Below are 16,933 nucleotides of genomic sequence, written 5' to 3' on the forward strand. Positions count from 1 at the left end.
CATAATCAATTCCATCCTGATGTAAATTGAATCAAGCTCAATATGGAAGCCGTCGCCCAGAAAGCCGTCCTGCCCGCATCGCGCCGCCAGCCGGCGGGCCGCAAGTCGCAGCAGCGCGTGCGCGAGATCCTGCAGGCGGGGCGCGACGTGTTCTCGGAAAAAGGGTACGCACGCGCCACCACGGCCGAGATCGCCCAGCGCCTGGGCGTGTCCGAGGCGACAGTGTTCAGCTACTTTCGGGGCAAACGGGAGTTGTGCGCGCGCGTGATCGGCGATTGGTATGACGAATCGATCGCCGCGATCGAAGGCGGCCTGCCGCGCGACGGCACCGTGCGCCAGCAGTTTGCATTCATCGTGCGCATGCATCTGCAGTTGATGCTGGAGAGCGGCACCGGCATCTGCGAACTGGTGCTCTCGGAAGGCCGCACGCGGCATCATGATCTGAGCGAAGCGCTCACGGAAATGCAGCGCCGCTACACGGCGCCGCTCATGCGGGTTCTCGCGCGCGGCCAGGAAAGCGGACAGATCCGCAACGACCTGCCGCTGCGGCTACTGCGTTCGCTGGTATTCGGGCCCATGGAGCATGTGCTGTGGGACGCGACGCTCGCCAACCGCCGCACGGACATCGACGCCACGGCCGAGCGCCTCGTGGACGCCCTCTGGTCGGCGCTGCAGCCGCCCAACCTCGAACTCGCCGCGCTCGCGCAGTTCAGTCAGGACGTGGGCGAAGCCGTGCGCCGGCTCGAGCGCGAACGCGCCGCGCGCTAGCCGGCGCGCCCTGGCCGGCAATCAGACCGCCGCTTGCCCGGCCACGCGCGCGCTATCTTCGGCCGCCATTCAGGTAGCAACTGCCGCAGATCGACCACGGGAATCGGCATGCCGGGCAGGTTGAAAAGCCCGGGCGGATGCGGCGGCGCACCGGCAGCGCGAACCCGGTACGGGCCAGATGGAACGAGCCGCACAGTTCGACGTTCGGACCGGCGGCACGCGCAGTCCAGCGACGAGGCCAGCAGCGACATCGCGACAAGACAAGCAAGACTTTATTCATGTCGCAATCCTTATTAACTATGAAAGTACGCCGTGGCGCACCACAGCGGTGAGGCGCGCGCGCAGTCTACTCAATCTGAGGAAGGGCCTGCGCCCAGAAGATCGAAACGGCGTTTCGATTTGTGATGGCGAGGCGGGCCGTCCATGTTCGTATCGGACGCAGGCGGCAAGCGCATCGATGTCCAATAATTACAACCGGGCGACGTACGCTCGCACCTCATTTCACGCATTTCTGCGAAATATGGGTCGCGAAGCGAGCCGATGCGCGCCGTACGCGCTCCGGGCTGCTTTTGCGCGCCATCTGCCCGGCACCTTCTGTAACAACTCGAAAAATCGGTGCAACTCGCGTAATTGCATTGGATCCGGCAATGTCATAGCGTTCGATAATTGGCTGGCGCGCGCCGTCGCTCCGGCCTGCCCGTTTCTGGAGATCGTGTGTGAGAAGGTCGAAACTGTTTCTCGGGGCCGCCGCGGCCGCGCTTATCGGCGCGTGCGGCGTAGCACACGCGGCGCATGTCGGCGTGTATTTCGGCGCCGGCGTGCCGTACTACTACCCGGTCGCGCCCGCGCCCTACTACTACGCGCCGCCGCCCGTCATCGTCGCGCCGCCGCCGCAGGCGCCCGACTACATCGAGCAGGGGCAGGCCGGCGCCCCCGCCATGGATCCGCAGCAGGGCCCCGTCAACGCCGCGCCGGGCGATGCAGCGGGCGACCAGCAGGCAAACGCCGACACCTGGTATTACTGCGACGAATCGAAAACCTACTATCCGTATGTAAAGCAGTGTTCGTCGGGCTGGCGCGCGGTTCCCGCCCAGCCGGCGCCGTCGAACTGAACACCTTGATAATATCGAGCCGCACATGAAATACACGTATCTCGCGCTACTCGCCGCAGCGGGGCTGCTGAGCGCATGCGCCGTGACGCCCACGGGGCCGAGCGTGATGGCCCTGCCCGGCACGGGCAAGACCTTCGATCAGTTCCGCGCCGACGACGCGAACTGCCGCCAGTTCGCCTTCCAGCAGGTAGGGGGCGTCACCGCGAACCAGGCGGCAACCGGCGCCGGCGTGGGCAGCGCCGTGGTCGGTACCGCCCTTGGCGCGGCCGCGGGCGCCGCATTTGGCGGCGGTCAGGGCGCGGCCATCGGCGCTGGCGCGGGCCTGCTTGCGGGCAGCGCGGTCGGCATGGGCAACGCACAGGGCTCCGCGTGGGACGTGCAGCGCCGTTACGACTACGCCTATCTGCAGTGCATGTACGCCACCGGCAACCGCATCCCGGCGCCGGGCAACATGACGATGTCACAGCCCCAGCAGTTCCAGGCGCCGCAGCAGCAGTTCCAGACGGCGCCGCAACCGCGCTATTTGCCGCCGCCCCCGCCGGGGTCGCCGCCTCCGCCGCCGAGCGGATATTGAAGCTGAAGCGGATATAGACCGCATAAAGAAGAACGCGAGGCCTGGCGCATTTGCGCCAGCCTCGCGTTTTGCTCTGGATTCCGAATAACCTGAATCAGTGCGTGTCGAATTCAAGCCCCTTGCCGTTCCACACCACACGGCGCATTTCGCCCGATTGCGGGTCGATGAGCGTCATCTGCTGCGCGGCGTGGACAGGATCGGGTTTCTCATCGCGGTCCGTCGCTGACCTGGATTCGAGCAGCGGTTGCAACACCGGCGCGAGCGACTTGAGCAGTTGCACGGACAGCGCACTCGTGAACGTATAGCGCGCCGCGTACGGCTCATGCACCCATGCCGTGAGCGTGCCGTAGAAGCGGTTGCCGATCACGAACACGAAGGTCGCGCTCCGGTTCACCTTGCGCGATTCGATGAGCCGCGCGCCCGGGGCGTACACGTTGAAGCGCTGGTCGCCGGTGCCGGTCTTGCCGTACACGGGCAGCGTCTTGCCGTCGGGGAGCGTCATGCCGTCGGCGAGGCGCTTGGCCGTGCCGCCTTCCACCACCGACGTCAGCAGCTCGCGCACCACGTGCGAAATATCCGGCGAAATCAGCGCCTGCGGCGGCGTGGACGCATGAACGAAGTGCGTCTCGTACGGCGTGCCGCGCGCGAAGTCGAGCGACTCGAAGCTGTGCGTCGGCAGCTTTTCGCCATTGCTCGAAATCAGGCCGATCAGCTGCGCGAGCGCCGCGGGCCGGTCGCCCGACGCACCGATCGCCGCGCCATAAGAAGGCGTGATGCTGTCGAACGGATAACCGACCGCGCGCCAGGACTTGCCGATCGCGTCATACGCGCGCAGCTCGATCATGTGGCGAATGCGCCGGTTCTGGGTCGCGTGATACTTCGTCTTGAAGAGCCAGCTGTAGGTGTAAAGGCGCGTGTCGCGGCTCTCCTGCTGGACCTGCGCGAGCGTCGCATCCGGGTGCACACGCAAGTCATTCAGCAGCCACAGCTCGAGCGGATGAATGCCCGCAATATAGCCGCGGTCGTTGAGGTTGAATTTGTCGATGGCGTACTTGTCGTAGTAGTGCGCGAGGTCTTCGTCGTCGAGCCACTGGAACTTCGTGTTCTTTAGTTGCGCGCGCATCTGTGCGTCGAACCACGGCAGTTTGCCGTCGGGTTTCACACTGCGCAGCACGGTCGCAATGCGCGCCGGACCCTTGCGCGTGTGCTGCAGCAAGATCGCCAGCGCTTCGTCGTTGCTCTTGCCCGCGTAGCGCGTGTAGAAGCGCTTCATGTAGACCTGGCTCTCACCATCGGCAAACTGCGTGAGAAAACGCGTGCGTACGACAGGATCGTCGAGCCATTGCGCGGGTGGCCCCGAAGTCTGGATCATCTCGTAGTGAACGATGTCGCGCATGAGCCGCACGAACACCAGATTCACCGAATGCTGGAACGCGCGATGCACGGTCAGAATCTGCGCGTTGTCGCTCGACTCGAAATTGTTGAAGCTCTGCGCGCCGCCGCCGGTGTAGAACGTCTCGCCCGGGTTGGCCGAGTACTTGCGCTCGACGGCCGCTTCCAGCATGGAATGCAGCGACCGGTCGGACGTCTTCGAAAGATAGTCGATCGCCCAGCGCGTGAGCGCGTCACTCGGATCGACTTGCGGCAGCATCGCGCGCAACGACTTCGCGTCGTCGGCCGCGTAGCGCGCGTGCAGCGCGCTCACGATCTGCAAATACGTCACGAGCGTGCGCAGCTTCGCCGTCGACCCCAGATTCAGGCGCGCTCCCGAATTGATGTCGAACGGCTGGTTCACGCTGTCCGTTTGCACGCGCACGAGGTTCTCGCCACTGCTGCGCTCGAACAGCGTGAAGCTATACGCGATCTTCGAAGGATCGTCGGCGGGGCGCAGCATCTCGAAGCCGACCAGACCCGCCTGGCGCGCGCCGTCCTTCGTCGCGGCGTCGGCAAGGCGGTCGCTCACGGCCTGCTGCACGCTGTCGACGAGCGTGGCCGTGGCGGTGAGATCGAGGCGGTCGAGGTCGTAAAGCGTCGTCAGCCCCAGCGCCTGCATGAGCTGGGTGCGCAGCGTCAGCACCGCCTTGCGCTCCACGAATGAAACCGGCGCACGCTGCGACGGCTTCGAGCGGTCGAGCGTGAGTTGCGTGGCGAGCGCGGCGTCGCGCAGCGCCGGCGTAATCACGCCGCCGGCGCCGAGCAGGCGGATATAGCTGTCGGTCAGCTTCGCGAGTGCGTCGTTGTTCTTTTGCAGAAAGTACGAAGGCGCGCGCTGGGCGATCAGCAGCGAGAGCACCTGGCGGAACGCCAGCGCCTGCGCGTCGAGCGTCTCTGGCGTAAGCGGCGCGCGCAGGATGCGATTGACGTCGCGGAAGTCGCGCCCGTACCAGGCGGCGAGGCCGTCGCCGAGACCGTTGACTTCGCCCACACCCGGCTTGGCGGAGAGCGGCACCGAATTCAGGTAGTGCACGAGAATCTGCTGGCGCGCGGGCATGGTCTGCGGGCCGTCCAGATAGGCGCGCAGCGAAGCGGACGCGATCTGGCGCAGCTTCTCCGGCGGCGTGGAGGTGCGGCCGCCCGTCGAGTGCCGGAACTTCTCGATCTGCGTGGCGAGCGTGCTGCCGCCCGGCGTTTGCTGATGCTGGTTCACGAGGCGCGCACCCTGGTCGACGAGCGCCCGGCTAAAGCGCCCCCAGTCGATAGCCGGGTTGCGGTTCGGCTGGTCCTGGGCCAGCAAGTATTTGTCTTCGATGAAAAGCAGCGAGTCGCGCACCACGGCCGGCACCGCGTCGAAATTCTCGTAGGCGCGCTGCGGATAACGCGTATGGAAGAGCGTCGCACCCGACGCGTCGCGCAGTACGATCCCGGCTTGATCCTTTTCTTCGAATGGCAGGAAAAGCCCCTCGTCGGCCACGGCGATCATGCGATCTGAATCGCGCGCCTGCGCGGCGATTGCGAAACCGCGTTCCGCAAGCCGGTTCTCGAAGGTGGGCAGCTGCGCGTAACCGAGCCGCACGTCGTACGGCCCGTTCGTGGTGGGAAAGCGGATGTTGTGGCTCGGCCCGTTCTCGACCGTAAAGCCGATGTCGCGCGTGAGTTCGGAGAGGTAGCGCGCCTGCAGGCGCGACGTGTCGATTTCGATCTGAACGATGCGCGCGATGATGACGAGGGCGGCCAGAAACGCGACGACGAATCCCCACTTGACCCACCTGAAGAGTGAGCCGGCGCCAGCGGCGCGAAAAGGAAAGCGTACCGATGGGCGGTTCATGCGTATTCTCCTGACGTCACGTCAGATTTCCAGACGGCACCCCTTAAACAGTCTATCTCGCTCCGTAGGTTCTTGCGCGCCAGTATGTAGGGCTCCGCACGCACGTCGCACTGCCGCAACACCGATGCCCAGCGCGTGACAGTTTTGCGGCATTTTGCGCCAGCGCCGTGGCACGGCACATGCTCCCGATATAATGATTGACTATTTCGTTGGATACCGGGAAATATGAAGAAGCTTGCCGTGCCCCTTGCCCTTTCGCTCACGCTCGGCGCGTGCGCGTGGTTTCAGAGCAACCCGGACGCCGGTCAGCCGGTCATCGATTCCACAACCAACCGGTCGGTCCAGGACGTGATCTCGTGCCTGACCGTCGAAGCCTCGCGTCACGGCGCCAGCTTTACCACCTTGCCGCTGCCGCAAGGCCAGATGCTCGAGTTCGGCGACTCGAACGTCATCAAGGTTCGCACCGACAACGGCGCGACGACTTACCGCTATTACGCCGGCAAACGCCACGCCTCGAACCTGTGGATCGAGGGTGCGAGTAAAACCTGCGCGCCTTGAACATTTGACGGGCCGTTTTTGCCGGGCCGTCGCTGGCGGCCCTTCGTGCCCTTTCTATTACAGCTTTTTACATTGATGGGCGCCGTGTAGCGCGATGACACATTTTCGCCGGGCGTTTTAAGAATCGCTTAAGTCTTCGTCCGCATCATCGCTTCACTTAGAAGAAACGAACGCTGCAGGAGGTTTCGTGAAACAGCAAGACCCGCAAATCCAGCCGACAAGTCAGGTCGACAGCGAGGCGACGCCCGGCGCGAAGCCCGCTCGCCGCAACTTGTTGCGCCGGTTGCTGAGCCACCACGAGCTCGCGACCCTCCTGTTGCTGCTGCATGCGCCGATCGACGCGCACGCCAAACCGGAGATTCCGATGCTCAAGGAAGCCGGCCTCGTCGAGCAGGTGCAGGACGACGCCGGTGACCCGCGCATCCGCCTCACGTCGGAAGGCAACGCCGTGCTGCAAGGACTCGGCCTCGCGCGCTGAGGTTGCCCCGCGCGGCGCGCAACGCATCGAACAATAAAGACGGCGGCACGCGTGGCGTGCCGCCGTCTTTTTTTATCGAACTACAGAATGAATCGCAGCGCTTCGCCTCAAGCCGACTCGAGTTCCGCGCCTTCGGAGGCGAGCGCCTCATTTTCGTCCTGCAGGCACAACAGCCGGTAGCCGCTCTTGTACACCGGCTGGAGCCGAAAGCCGTTCGGCGTGTCGATCTCCAGCAACAGACGCAGCCGCGATACGTGGCTGTCGATCGTGCGGGTCAAGGTGTGCAACTCGCGCCCCCACACCATCGCGTAAATGTGATCGCGCGAGAGCACGCGCCCGATATTCGAGAAGAACAGCGCAGCCAACCGGTATTGCGTGGTCGAGAGCAGCACGGGCTTGCCGTGCATGCTGACGGCCTGATGCCGCATGTCGAAGTGATAGGGGCCGGCGTCGATCGTCAGGTTCTCGTACCGGTCGGGAAACGCGCGGCGCAGGAGCGCGTCCACGCGCGCACGCAGCACCGAAGGACAGACGGGCAGGCACACGTAGTCGTCCGCGCCGATAGAAAACGCTCGCACTACGCTCTCGTCGGAGGCGTCCTCGGAGACGAACAGCACCGGAATCTGGCTGCCGTTCACGGCCCGCAAGGTTCTCAGCAGTTCCGAGCCGGCGATTCGCGAGCCCTGCCAGTCGAGCAGCAGCATATCGACAGTCGATGCGGCCAGCGTCCTGGCAAGCAGGAGTGCGTCGCTGGACGGCACGCAGGCGTGACCGCATTGCGTCAGCACGCGCTCGAGCTGCTGGCGATGGTCAGCGTCGCGCTGGAGAATCGCGATGCGCATGGTGGGCCCCTGATGGTTCGATGATGAAACCGGGCAATTTTGTGGATATGTGCAAAATCTGCCCATCGGACGAGTCCGAATTCCAGAGCGCTTCACCGTTTTCCCACAACGGCGCGTGAGCGTCCTGCCGGGCCGCGCATCGGGCAGCTCGCAGGCTTCCTGTAGAATCGCGCACTGGCCTGAAGTCGTCGCACGTCCGCCCACCCTCGCGGACGCGCTGTTGCCGTGCCCCACCCTTGCGCCCGCCTATCCGACGATCGCCGCCCCCGCGCCACGCGCGCACCAGGCAAATTCGGCCATCACGGACGTCCACACGCGTTCCGCACGCGCTACATACAACGTCGTACATAACAACACCCTGGTTTTTCGGAAATGCAAGCAACAGAAATTGGCGTGCGCACGCCTGCCGCTGCGCGCGCGCTCACCCGCAGCGACTACAAGACGCTCGGGCTCGCCGCACTCGGCGGCGCCCTCGAGTTCTACGACTTCATCATCTTCGTGTTCTTCGCGCCGGCTATCGGCCAGTTGTTCTTCCCCGCAACGATTCCCGACTGGCTGCGCCAGCTGCAGACTTTCGGCATCTTCGCGGCGGGCTACCTCGCGCGGCCGCTCGGCGGCATCGTCATGGCGCACTTCGGCGACCTGCTCGGCCGCAAGCGCATGTTCACGCTCTCCGTGCTGCTGATGGCGCTGCCCACGCTCGCCATGGGTTGCCTGCCCACCTATGCGACGATCGGCATCCTCGCTCCCGTGCTGCTGCTCGCGCTGCGCGTGCTGCAAGGCGCGGCCGTGGGCGGCGAGGTGCCGGGCGCGTGGGTGTTCGTCTCCGAGCACGTGCCGCGCCGCCATATCGGCTACGCATGCGGCACGCTCACGGCGGGCCTCACGTTCGGCATCCTGCTCGGCTCGCTGATCGCCGCGGCGGTCAATCGTCACTACGCCCCGAGCGACATCGCCGCGTACGCCTGGCGCATTCCGTTCCTGATTGGCGGGCTGTTCGGCTTGTTCTCGGTGTATCTGCGCCAGTGGCTGCACGAAACGCCCGTGTTCGCGGAGATGCAGGCGCGCAAGTCGCTCGCCGACGAAATTCCGCTCAAGGCCGTGCTGCGCGACCACGGCCGCGCCGTGATCGTCTCGATGCTGCTCACGTGGATGCTTTCGGCCGCCATCGTCGTCGTGATCCTCATGACGCCGCCGCTCCTGCAGAAGCAGTTCCATCTCGACGCCACCACGTCGCTGCTCGCGAACTGCGTGGCGACGCTCTTCCTCACGGTGGGCTGCGTGAGCGCGGGCGCGCTCGCGGACCGCTTCGGCGCGCGCCGCGTGCTGGCCATTGGCGGCATTGCCCTCGCGATCGCGTACTACACGCTGTTCCGCCAGATCGCCGTGGACAGCTCGATGCTCATGCCGCTTTATGCGCTCTGCGGGCTGCTGGTCGGCACGATCGGCGCGGTGCCCTATGTGATGGTGAACGCGTTCCCGCCCGTGGTGCGCTTCTCGGGCATCTCGTTCTCGTACAACGTGGCGTACGCCGTGTTCGGCGGCCTCACGCCGATCGTCGTCGCGCTGCTGATGAAGTCCGCGCCGCTCGCGCCGACCTACTATGTGGCCGCGATCTGCGTGCTCGGTGCGATCACGACGCTGTTCTTCAAGGACGCCCATCGGGAGCCGTAAGTGCGCCGCGGTGCGCATTGAATGCCCACGGGACGGCCGCCACTGGTCCGGCACTATTTCTCCGACGGCTTCGACGATTCACCTCGCGCTGAAACGTCGAAGCCGGCGAGCGCCCTACCATGGGCGCATGAATACCTCACACCCCACCCCCGCCCCCCACGTCCATTTCACGCCCGCGCTCACGCGTATCGTCGCGACCGTCAGCGTCGGGTTCGTCGTCACGCAGCTGGACGTCACCATCGTCAATATCGCGCTCGCGCGCATCGCAACCGATCTCCATGCGAACGTCGCGGGCCTGCAATGGATCGTCGACGCCTATACGCTCGCCTTCGCGGTGCTGATGCTTTCGGGCGGTGTGCTCGGCGACCGCTACGGGGCGCGCCGCCTCTACGCCATCGGGCTCGTGGTGTTCGCGCTCGCCTCGCTGGCCTGCGGACTCGCGGCCAATCCGGTCATGCTGGTCGCCGCCCGCGCGCTGCAGGGCGCAGGCGCCGCGGCCATGCTGCCCAATTCGCTCGCGCTGCTCAACGAAGCGTGCCGCCACGACCGGGCGCTCAGAGCGCGCGCAGTGGGTTTCTGGACCGCCGCCGGCGCCATCTCGATCGCCGCCGGCCCGGTGGCGGGCGGTCTGCTGATCGCGGCGTTCGGGTGGCGCAGCATTTTCCTCGTGAACCTGCCGCTGTGCGCAGCAGGCCTGTGGGCCGCGCTCGCGTGGATTCCCGCGCCGCGCCGCCATGCGCACGCCTCCAGCGCCGTCGGCGCGCCCGCCGTGCGCAGCCTCGATGTGCCCGGCCAATTGCTCGCCATCGTGGCGCTCACGGCCTTTACGGGCGCCGTGATCGAATGGCGGCCGCTCGGCTTCACGCACTGGGCCGTGGCGGGCGGCTTTGCGCTCGCGCTGGTCGCGGGTTTTGCGTTCGTCTCACTCGAGGCACGCGCACGCGACCCCATGCTGCCGCTCGCCATGCTGCGCAACCGCACGTTCAGCGCAGCGGTGCTGTTCGGCATCTGCGTGAATCTCACGTATTACGGCACCGTGTTCGTGCTCGCGCTCTATCTGCAGCATGCGCGGGGAGAGACGCCACTCCAGGCGGGCCTCGCGTTCATTCCGCTCACCGCCGGCTTCCTGCTCTCGAACATCGTGAGCGGCCATGTCGTGGCGCATTACGGCACGCGCCGGCCGATGATCATCGGCGCGCTGATTGCGGGTGCCGGCTACGCATTGCTGATCAGCGTGGACGCCTCGACGCCGCTCGCCTTCGTGCTGCTCGCCTTTCTGCTGATTCCCTCTGGCATGGGCCTGGCCGTCCCGGCGATGACCACGGCCGTGCTCTCCTCGGTCGAGCCGGCGCGCGCGGGGACGGCCTCTGCGCTGCTCAATACGGCGCGTCAGGCGGGCGGGGCGGTAGGGGTGGCGGCGTTCGGCGCGCCCGCCCCGCCCGCGAGCGCGGCGCAGGTGGTGGCCGGTCTGCGTGCGGAAACCACGGTCTCGACGGCGCTCCTGCTCACGGCGGCCGGGCTCGCCTGGTTCGTGAGGACCGATCCGGCGCATGCGGGCGGGCGCCACGCCGCGCCGGCGCGGGTGAACGAACCGGAATCGCGCTGATGCAACAGCGAACTGGCGTGCCGACCTACAGCGACGCCTCCTGGATCGCGCCGGAGTCGATTGCGCGGGCGATCAAGCCATCGTTCTGCGCCTTGCGGATGGCGTGAGCGATCAGCTGGTCGGGCTCCTCGAGCTCTGCCTTGAGCGCGCCGATGAGCCCGGAGGCGTCCAGGATCACCAGCGTCTTCGCGGTATCCGCCTCGCTGATGAACACGCGCCGCGTGCCGTCTTCCGCAAGACTCGCGCAGAACTGCCCGGTCTTGCCTGCCACGTTGAAGTCGAAGTTCTGTATCAAGGCCTGCTCCCTTTACACCCGGTTGCCCGGTGGTTGCAATTCGACACTCGCGCTTCGCCACGCGAAGCCGTCAGCCTCGCAGGCCGCCGCCGCGCGGCGCGCGCAGACCATCAATGGAAGCACGTCCCGCGCCCGTCACGGCCAGCAGCAGGAAACCGCCCGCGATCGCCACGTTCTTCCAGAAATGAATGACCGCGTCCTGTTGAGCCGCGGCCTGGGTCATGTTCCAGAAGTCATGACCGAGTATCGCCGTGACGATAGCGTACACGGCCAGCAGGAACGCAACCGCGCGCGTGCGCACGCCCAGCACGATCGCAATGCCGCCGAGCAGTTCGACGGCGGTCGCCACGATCGCGCCGTACGAGGCATACGGCACGCCCTTCGAGTGCAGGTAGCCGACGAACCCCGCGTATCCCAGCAGCTTCATGGCACCGCCCCAGAGAAACAGAATGGCGAGCGCGATGCGGGCGATGAAGATGATGAAGGAATCGGCGGGACGGGTCATGGAGGGCTCCGGTATGCAATATCGGAATGACCGCGAGGCGCGCGCTCAGTTCCCTCGACGTGAGCCGGCAGTGACAGGCGAGGCGACACGAAGAATGGCGCGCCATGCGCCGGAGCGAAACTAACTAACTCGGGAGTTGATTCGGAATGCTATGAAATTTGCCTGACGAACCGTGTCGCGATCCGTTTGCGGTGCGCTCAAGGCATCGCGCAAACCAACGCGGCGCTGGCACGCTCAATGCTTGTGATGCATGCCGTGCGGCCGATGCGCGTCGAGCCAGCGAGTCAGGCGCGCCTCAAGCGCGCCTCTGCTGCGGCGCGACACGGCCCACATGGCCGCACACACCAGCAACATGACGCCTGGTCCGAGCAGATAAGCAGCAACGGTTTCCCTCATGGCAGTCTCCTCTGCGCGACGCCACCGTCCGTGAGACTTTTCATTCTAGGCGATAGCGCGGCACACGGTAAACGTCGTCCACGAATGCAGCAGGGACATAAACCCGAGGTTTTCATATATCCGCTGCCGGCCAATTCTTTACCTCAGACGTAATCGCCTTGCCCGCGCGTTTCGCTAGAATCGGCGGCATGAACACGCTCGCTTCCATCCTTCCTGCCGCGCCGTCCGGCGCCGGGCTCCGCAGCGTCGGCGAGATGCTGCGCGACTGGCGCACGCGCCGGCGCATGAGCCAGTTGCTGCTCGCAACCGAAGCCGAGATTTCGACGCGCCACCTGAGCTTCGTCGAATCGGGCCGCGCGCTGCCGAGCCGCGAGATGGTCATGCATCTGGCCGAGCAACTCGATGTGCCGCTGCGCGAGCGCAACGCGCTGCTCGTGGCGGCGGGCTATGCGCCGCTCTATCGCGAGCGCGCGCTCGACGACCCGCAGCTCGCCGCCGCACGCGAGGCGGTCGATCTCGTGCTGCGCGGTCACGAACCGTATCCCGCCGTGGCCGTGGACCGCCACTGGAATATCGTCGCCACGAACGGCGCGCTCGCGCCGCTCATCGGCGACGCTTCGCCTGCGCTGCTCGCCGCGCCCATCAATGCGCTGCGGCTTTCGCTGCATCCCGAGGGCATGGCGCCGCGCATCGTCAACTGGCACGAGTGGCGCGCGCATCTGCTCACGCGCCTGCAACGTCAGATCGACGCGTGCGCCGACCCCGCGCTCGCCGCGCTGCACGAGGAACTCGCGACGTATCCCACGCCGCCCGGCGTAGCGAATGCGAGCGCCGAACCGATCGCCCATCACATTGCCGTGCCGCTGCGCGTGCGCACCGCGCTTGGCGAACTGGCGTTCTACAGCACGACTACCGTATTCGGCACACCGGTCGACATCACGCTTTCCGAACTGGCAATCGAAGCGTTCTTTCCCGCCGATCCGCACACCGCTCAGGCATTGCGCAACCACGCGCCTTGATGCGCGCAAGGAGATCTACGGCCAGTTCGAGAACACCTTCATGATGTATCTGCCGCGCCTGTGCGAGCACTGCCTGAACCCGGCGTGCGTGGCGGCGTGCCCTTCCGGGTCGATCTACAAGCGCGAGGAAGACGGCATCGTGCTGATCGATCAGGACAAGTGCCGCGGCTGGCGCATGTGCGTTTCGGGCTGCCCGTACAAGAAGATCTACTTCAACTGGAAAAGCGGCAAAGCCGAGAAGTGCATCTTCTGCTATCCGCGTATCGAGGTCGGTCAGCCCACCGTGTGTTCGGAAACCTGCGTGGGGCGCATCCGTTATCTGGGCGTGCTGCTCTACGACGCCGATCGCATTCAAGAGGCCGCGAGCGTCGCCGACGAAAAGGATCTCTACCAGGCGCAACTCGACGTCTTCCTCGACCCGTTCGATCCGGCCGTGATCGAGCAGGCCGCGCGCGACGGCGTTCCGCAGGCGTGGATCGACGGCGCGCAGCGCTCGCCCGTGTACAAGATGGCGATCGAGTAGCGCATCGCCTTCCCGCTGCACCCCGAGTACCGCACGCTGCCGATGGTCTGGTACGTGCCGCCACTCTCGCCCATCAATGCGGCCGCCAATAGCGGCGAACTCAGCATGAATGGCTGGCTGCCCGACGTGCACTCGCTGCGCATTCCGCTGCGCTACCTCGCGAACCTCCTTACCGCAGGCGACGAAAAGCCGGTGCAGGTCGCGCTGGAGCGTCTGCTCGCCATGCGCGCGTTCATGCGCGCACGCCAGGTCGACCGCGTGGACGCCCCGCAGGTGCTCGCGCAAGCAGGACTCTCGCTGGCTCAGGTCGAGGAGATGTACCGTTATCTCGCGATCGCGAACGACGAAGACCGCTTCGTGATTCCCACCACGCACCGTGAGTACGCGGAAGACGCCTTCGACCTGCGTTCGTCGTGCGGCTTCACGTTCGGCAATGGCTGCTCGGACGGCAAATCGGAGGCGAGCCTGTTCGCGCCGAAGAGTGGGCATCGCAAGATACCCATTCAGGAGATCTGACCATGTTCGCTGCTCGTCCCCAGCCCATGACGTACCGGCTCGTTGCGTCGCTGCTCGAGTACCCCGATGCGCCGCTCATCGAGGCGGTGCACGAACTGCGCGCGATGGTGCGCAGCGAGCGCGCGTTCGGCGCGGAAGCGCGCGAGAAGCTCGAACGCTTCCTCGACTATCTCGGTTCTCGCGATCTGCTCGCGCTGCAGGAGAACTACGTCGCGTTGTTCGACCGCGGCCGCGCAACGTCGCTGCATCTGTTCGAGCATGTGCACGGCGAGTCACGCGATCGCGGCCAGGCGATGATCGACCTCGTTCAGACCTGCGAGAAACACGGCATGCTGTTGCAGCCTGGCCAGTTGCCGGACTATCTGCCCGTGTTTCTCGAATACCTCTCGATCCTGGAGGTGAACGAGGCGCGCGCGCTGCTGGGCGAAACCGTCGCGATCCTGCAGTCGATCACGGGGGAGCTGAGCCGGCGCAACAGCCACTACGCGTACGTGATCGGCGCGCTGCTGCCGCTCGCGGGCGCGGGCGGCACCGATTTGCCCGAGGCCGCGCACGACGACGACGCGGGCAAGCCGCACGACAAGGAGCACCTGCGAGCGCTCGACGCGGCCTGGGCCGACGGGCCCATGCAATTCATGGGCGCGGAGCGCCCGGCCATCGCGCCCGTGGAGTACCACCCGCGGCGAGCACGACGCGAAGCCCGCACCGCCGGCTGAGCACGTTGTTCGGACACCGCAAGCAAGGAGCCGTCCCCTTCACGCGCATGGTCCATATCTGGAGCGGCATCGATTCGGTGTTCTATCTGATCCGCCCGTACCAGCTCGTGCGCAAGCGCTAAATCGCACCAACCGGGACCAGGAGCGCTATCGATGCTGAATGCGGTCCCCTATGAAGAGCAGCAGGACCTGCCCGCCCGCGTGAACGACGTCGAGATCGGCGGCAATCGAGGGTGAGCGCGGCAATCACGCCGACGACCCGGACCCCGCGCTCGCCGCGCGGCGCACGCTCGTCGTGCACGAACTGTTGCGCCAGCGCGCCGTGGCGCTGGACCTGCTGGCCCCTGACGCCGAACTCGACGACAGCGCGCTGGATACGCTGCTGGAACGCGAAATGCGCGTGCCCGAGCCCACGCGCGAAGACTGTGAGCGTTACTACACGCAGCACGCGAAGCGCTTCGGGCGCAACGAACTCGTGTACGCGAGCCACATCCTCTTCGCCATTACCGACCGCGTGCCGCTCGCGCGGCTGCGCCAGAAGGCCGAAGAGACGCTGCGCGATTTGCAGCAGGCGCCCGACACCTTCGAGGCGCTGACGCGCCAGTTCTCGAACTGCCCTTCGGCGGGTGTGGGCGGCAGCCTCGGCCAGCTCACGCGCGGCGACACGGTGCCCGAATTCGAGGCGGCGCTGTTCGACTGCGCCGACATCGGCGTACTGCCGCGTCTCGTGCGCACGCGCTTCGGCTTTCATCTTGTGCGCGTGGACCAGCGCATGCCGGGCAATCCGGTGCCCTACGACGAAGTCTCGGGCGAGATCGCGCTTTCTCAGCGAACGCGTACGCCATAAGGCCCATCCAGCAGTACCTATCGATCCTGGCTTCCGAGGCGACGATTGAAAATGCCGCGCTGGAAGCCGCGACGAGCCCACTCGTCCAGTGAAGTCGATGTGCACCCCCATGCGATGGAGGCAACATGAATCTGCGTAGCGAACCGGCGCGCCCCGTAGCGAGCGCAGCCCAGCCGGAGAAAGTCGGCGCGAAGGCATGGTCCGTCCTGCTCGTCAGCACGCTCGCGTTTCTCGTCTGATTCGTGGTGTGGATGATGTTCGGCGTGCTGGGCGTGCAGTTGCGCGAGGAGCTCCAGCTCAACAGCACCGAGTTCGGCCTGCTCACCGCCACGCCCGTGCTGACGGGCGCGCTCATGCGCTTGCCGCTCGGCGCATGGACCGACCGCTTTGGCAGGCGCATCGTCATGACCACGCTGCTCGTGATCTGCGCCGTGCCCGTGTATATCGTCAGTTACGCGAGCGAGCCGTGGCAATTCCTGCTCATCGGCCTCTTTCTCGGCTGCGTCGGCGCCTCGTTCGCGGTGGGTACGCCGTATGTGGCGCGCTTTTTCCCACCCAGCCAGCGCGGCTTCGCCATGGGCTTCTTCGGCGCGGGCACGGTGGGCGCCGCCGTCAACCTGTTCGTCACGCCGCAGCTGGAAAACCTCTATGGCTGGCGCTTCGTGCCGCGCGTCTACGCCGTCGCGCTGATCGTGACCGCTGTGATTTTCTGGCTCGGTTCAGCGCGCGACCCCTGCGCGCCGTGGGCGGCGTCCTCGCCGACAAGCTCGGCGCGCACACCGTCACGTGGTGGGGCCTGTGGGTGGCGTGGATCTGCCTCTTCATTCTCTCGTACCCGCCCACCGACTTCGTGATCCACACGATCGACGGCCAGGCGGCGCTGCATATCAGCATGCCGGTGTTCGGCTTCGTGGCGGTGGCTTTCGTGCTGGGCGCGGTGTTCGCGTTCGGCATGGCCTCGACGTTCAAGTACGTGGCCGACGACTTCCCGACCAATATGGGCATCGTGACCGGCATCGTCGGGTTGGCGGGCGGCCTGGGCGGGTTTCTGCTGCCAATCCTGTTCGGCACCCTGCTCGACTGGCTCAAGATCCGTTCGAGTTGCTTCATGCTGCTCTATGGCATCGTGTGGGTCTCGCTGATCCTGCTCTGCATCTCCGAAGTCAAGCGCACGCCGATTCTTGGCGAACCGAGCGCCAGAGCGGCACAGCGCTGATCCCTGCAGTTCGGGCGTCGCGG

Annotated in this window: 14 protein-coding genes and 4 pseudogenes; 13 read left to right on the forward strand and 5 right to left on the reverse strand. The window is 66.0% G+C overall.

Going from position 1 to position 16,933, the window contains the following annotated elements; genetic code table 11:
- The first annotated feature begins 42 nt into the window (after positions 1–42).
- The 3 genes from M3A49_RS04440 (at position 43) to M3A49_RS04450 (ending at position 2,454) form a co-directional block, all read left to right on the forward strand.
- Positions 43–768: a TetR/AcrR family transcriptional regulator gene (locus tag M3A49_RS04440; RefSeq protein ID WP_028202619.1), complete on the forward strand. Its 726-nt coding sequence runs from the start codon at positions 43–45 to the stop codon at positions 766–768.
- 716 nt (positions 769–1,484) lie between these two features.
- Complete coding sequence (locus tag M3A49_RS04445) at positions 1,485–1,880, forward strand: hypothetical protein (protein ID WP_254357473.1); 396 nt, start codon at positions 1,485–1,487, stop codon at positions 1,878–1,880.
- A gap of 25 nt (positions 1,881–1,905) precedes the next feature.
- Complete coding sequence (locus M3A49_RS04450) at positions 1,906–2,454, forward strand: glycine zipper family protein (RefSeq protein ID WP_254357472.1); 549 nt, start codon at positions 1,906–1,908, stop codon at positions 2,452–2,454.
- A 94-nt stretch (positions 2,455–2,548) separates the two neighbouring features.
- Here M3A49_RS04450 and M3A49_RS04455 read toward each other — a convergent pair whose 3' ends face one another.
- Entirely contained in the window at positions 2,549–5,719 is a 3,171-nt protein-coding gene (locus tag M3A49_RS04455; RefSeq protein ID WP_266227616.1) for a transglycosylase domain-containing protein, read from the reverse strand.
- Between the two features lie 225 nt (positions 5,720–5,944).
- Here M3A49_RS04455 and M3A49_RS04460 point away from each other — a divergent pair, with 225 nt between their 5' ends.
- Both M3A49_RS04460 and M3A49_RS04465 read left to right on the forward strand, forming a co-directional pair.
- A complete protein-coding gene (locus M3A49_RS04460) occupies positions 5,945–6,277 on the forward strand; it encodes a hypothetical protein (protein WP_254357470.1) in 333 nt (110 codons plus the stop codon).
- 208 nt (positions 6,278–6,485) lie between these two features.
- The gene (locus tag M3A49_RS04465) at positions 6,486–6,755 is read left to right on the forward strand and encodes a hypothetical protein (RefSeq protein ID WP_266227831.1); all 270 of its coding nucleotides are present in this window, start codon (positions 6,486–6,488) and stop codon (positions 6,753–6,755) included.
- Between the two features lie 107 nt (positions 6,756–6,862).
- Here the strand turns inward: M3A49_RS04465 and M3A49_RS04470 are convergent, their stop codons facing one another.
- A complete protein-coding gene (locus M3A49_RS04470) occupies positions 6,863–7,597 on the reverse strand; it encodes a response regulator transcription factor (protein ID WP_266227617.1) in 735 nt (244 codons plus the stop codon).
- A gap of 372 nt (positions 7,598–7,969) precedes the next feature.
- On the opposite strand from M3A49_RS04470, the gene M3A49_RS04475 reads away from it, so the two are divergent.
- Complete coding sequence (locus M3A49_RS04475; RefSeq protein ID WP_266227618.1) at positions 7,970–9,271, forward strand: MFS transporter; 1,302 nt, start codon at positions 7,970–7,972, stop codon at positions 9,269–9,271.
- Between the two features lie 127 nt (positions 9,272–9,398).
- Positions 9,399–10,877: an MFS transporter gene (locus tag M3A49_RS04480; RefSeq protein ID WP_266227619.1), complete on the forward strand. Its 1,479-nt coding sequence runs from the start codon at positions 9,399–9,401 to the stop codon at positions 10,875–10,877.
- 25 nt (positions 10,878–10,902) lie between these two features.
- Here the strand turns inward: M3A49_RS04480 and M3A49_RS04485 are convergent, their stop codons facing one another.
- The 3 genes from M3A49_RS04485 to M3A49_RS04495 all read right to left on the reverse strand — a co-directional run bounded on the left by M3A49_RS04485 (position 10,903) and on the right by M3A49_RS04495 (position 12,073).
- Positions 10,903–11,172: a hypothetical protein gene (locus M3A49_RS04485; protein WP_254353692.1), complete on the reverse strand. Its 270-nt coding sequence runs from the start codon at positions 11,170–11,172 to the stop codon at positions 10,903–10,905.
- A gap of 70 nt (positions 11,173–11,242) precedes the next feature.
- The gene (locus M3A49_RS04490; RefSeq protein ID WP_028202628.1) at positions 11,243–11,677 is read right to left on the reverse strand and encodes a DoxX family protein; all 435 of its coding nucleotides are present in this window, start codon (positions 11,675–11,677) and stop codon (positions 11,243–11,245) included.
- Between the two features lie 234 nt (positions 11,678–11,911).
- The gene (locus tag M3A49_RS04495; protein ID WP_169739094.1) at positions 11,912–12,073 is read right to left on the reverse strand and encodes a hypothetical protein; all 162 of its coding nucleotides are present in this window, start codon (positions 12,071–12,073) and stop codon (positions 11,912–11,914) included.
- Between the two features lie 188 nt (positions 12,074–12,261).
- On the opposite strand from M3A49_RS04495, the gene M3A49_RS04500 reads away from it, so the two are divergent.
- The 6 genes and pseudogenes from M3A49_RS04500 to M3A49_RS04525 all read left to right on the forward strand — a co-directional run bounded on the left by M3A49_RS04500 (position 12,262) and on the right by M3A49_RS04525 (position 16,910).
- Complete coding sequence (locus tag M3A49_RS04500) at positions 12,262–13,092, forward strand: helix-turn-helix domain-containing protein (protein ID WP_266227620.1); 831 nt, start codon at positions 12,262–12,264, stop codon at positions 13,090–13,092.
- Between the two features lie 4 nt (positions 13,093–13,096).
- A pseudogene (gene narH, locus M3A49_RS04505) lies at positions 13,097–14,131 on the forward strand (nitrate reductase subunit beta); the annotation flags it as partial.
- A 2-nt stretch (positions 14,132–14,133) separates the two neighbouring features.
- A complete protein-coding gene (gene narJ, locus M3A49_RS04510; RefSeq protein ID WP_266227621.1) occupies positions 14,134–14,847 on the forward strand; it encodes a nitrate reductase molybdenum cofactor assembly chaperone in 714 nt (237 codons plus the stop codon).
- 35 nt (positions 14,848–14,882) lie between these two features.
- A pseudogene (locus M3A49_RS04515) lies at positions 14,883–14,969 on the forward strand (respiratory nitrate reductase subunit gamma); the annotation flags it as partial.
- A gap of 104 nt (positions 14,970–15,073) precedes the next feature.
- Positions 15,074–15,786 (forward strand): annotated as a pseudogene (locus M3A49_RS04520) (peptidylprolyl isomerase).
- Between the two features lie 33 nt (positions 15,787–15,819).
- Positions 15,820–16,910, forward strand: a pseudogene (locus M3A49_RS04525) (MFS transporter).
- Positions 16,911–16,933 lie beyond the last annotated feature (23 nt).

This window comes from Paraburkholderia sp. CNPSo 3076, from assembly GCF_026343935.1.
Lineage (GTDB): Bacteria > Pseudomonadota > Gammaproteobacteria > Burkholderiales > Burkholderiaceae > Paraburkholderia > Paraburkholderia nodosa.

What these genes read in the sequence shown, in the direction of transcription:
- M3A49_RS04480 (WP_266227619.1), top strand. Translation starts at nt 9,399, where the DNA reads ATGAATACCTCACACCCCACCCCCGCCCCCCACGTCCATTTCACGCCC.
- M3A49_RS04490 (WP_028202628.1), bottom strand. Translation starts at nt 11,677, where the DNA reads ATGACCCGTCCCGCCGATTCCTTCATCATCTTCATCGCCCGCATCGCG.
- M3A49_RS04450 (WP_254357472.1), top strand. Translation starts at nt 1,906, where the DNA reads ATGAAATACACGTATCTCGCGCTACTCGCCGCAGCGGGGCTGCTGAGC.
- M3A49_RS04500 (WP_266227620.1), top strand. Translation starts at nt 12,262, where the DNA reads ATGAACACGCTCGCTTCCATCCTTCCTGCCGCGCCGTCCGGCGCCGGG.
- M3A49_RS04470 (WP_266227617.1), bottom strand. Translation starts at nt 7,597, where the DNA reads ATGCGCATCGCGATTCTCCAGCGCGACGCTGACCATCGCCAGCAGCTC.
- M3A49_RS04460 (WP_254357470.1), top strand. Translation starts at nt 5,945, where the DNA reads ATGAAGAAGCTTGCCGTGCCCCTTGCCCTTTCGCTCACGCTCGGCGCG.
- M3A49_RS04495 (WP_169739094.1), bottom strand. Translation starts at nt 12,073, where the DNA reads ATGAGGGAAACCGTTGCTGCTTATCTGCTCGGACCAGGCGTCATGTTG.
- M3A49_RS04440 (WP_028202619.1), top strand. Translation starts at nt 43, where the DNA reads ATGGAAGCCGTCGCCCAGAAAGCCGTCCTGCCCGCATCGCGCCGCCAG.
- M3A49_RS04455 (WP_266227616.1), bottom strand. Translation starts at nt 5,719, where the DNA reads ATGAACCGCCCATCGGTACGCTTTCCTTTTCGCGCCGCTGGCGCCGGC.
- narJ (WP_266227621.1), top strand. Translation starts at nt 14,134, where the DNA reads ATGTTCGCTGCTCGTCCCCAGCCCATGACGTACCGGCTCGTTGCGTCG.
- M3A49_RS04475 (WP_266227618.1), top strand. Translation starts at nt 7,970, where the DNA reads ATGCAAGCAACAGAAATTGGCGTGCGCACGCCTGCCGCTGCGCGCGCG.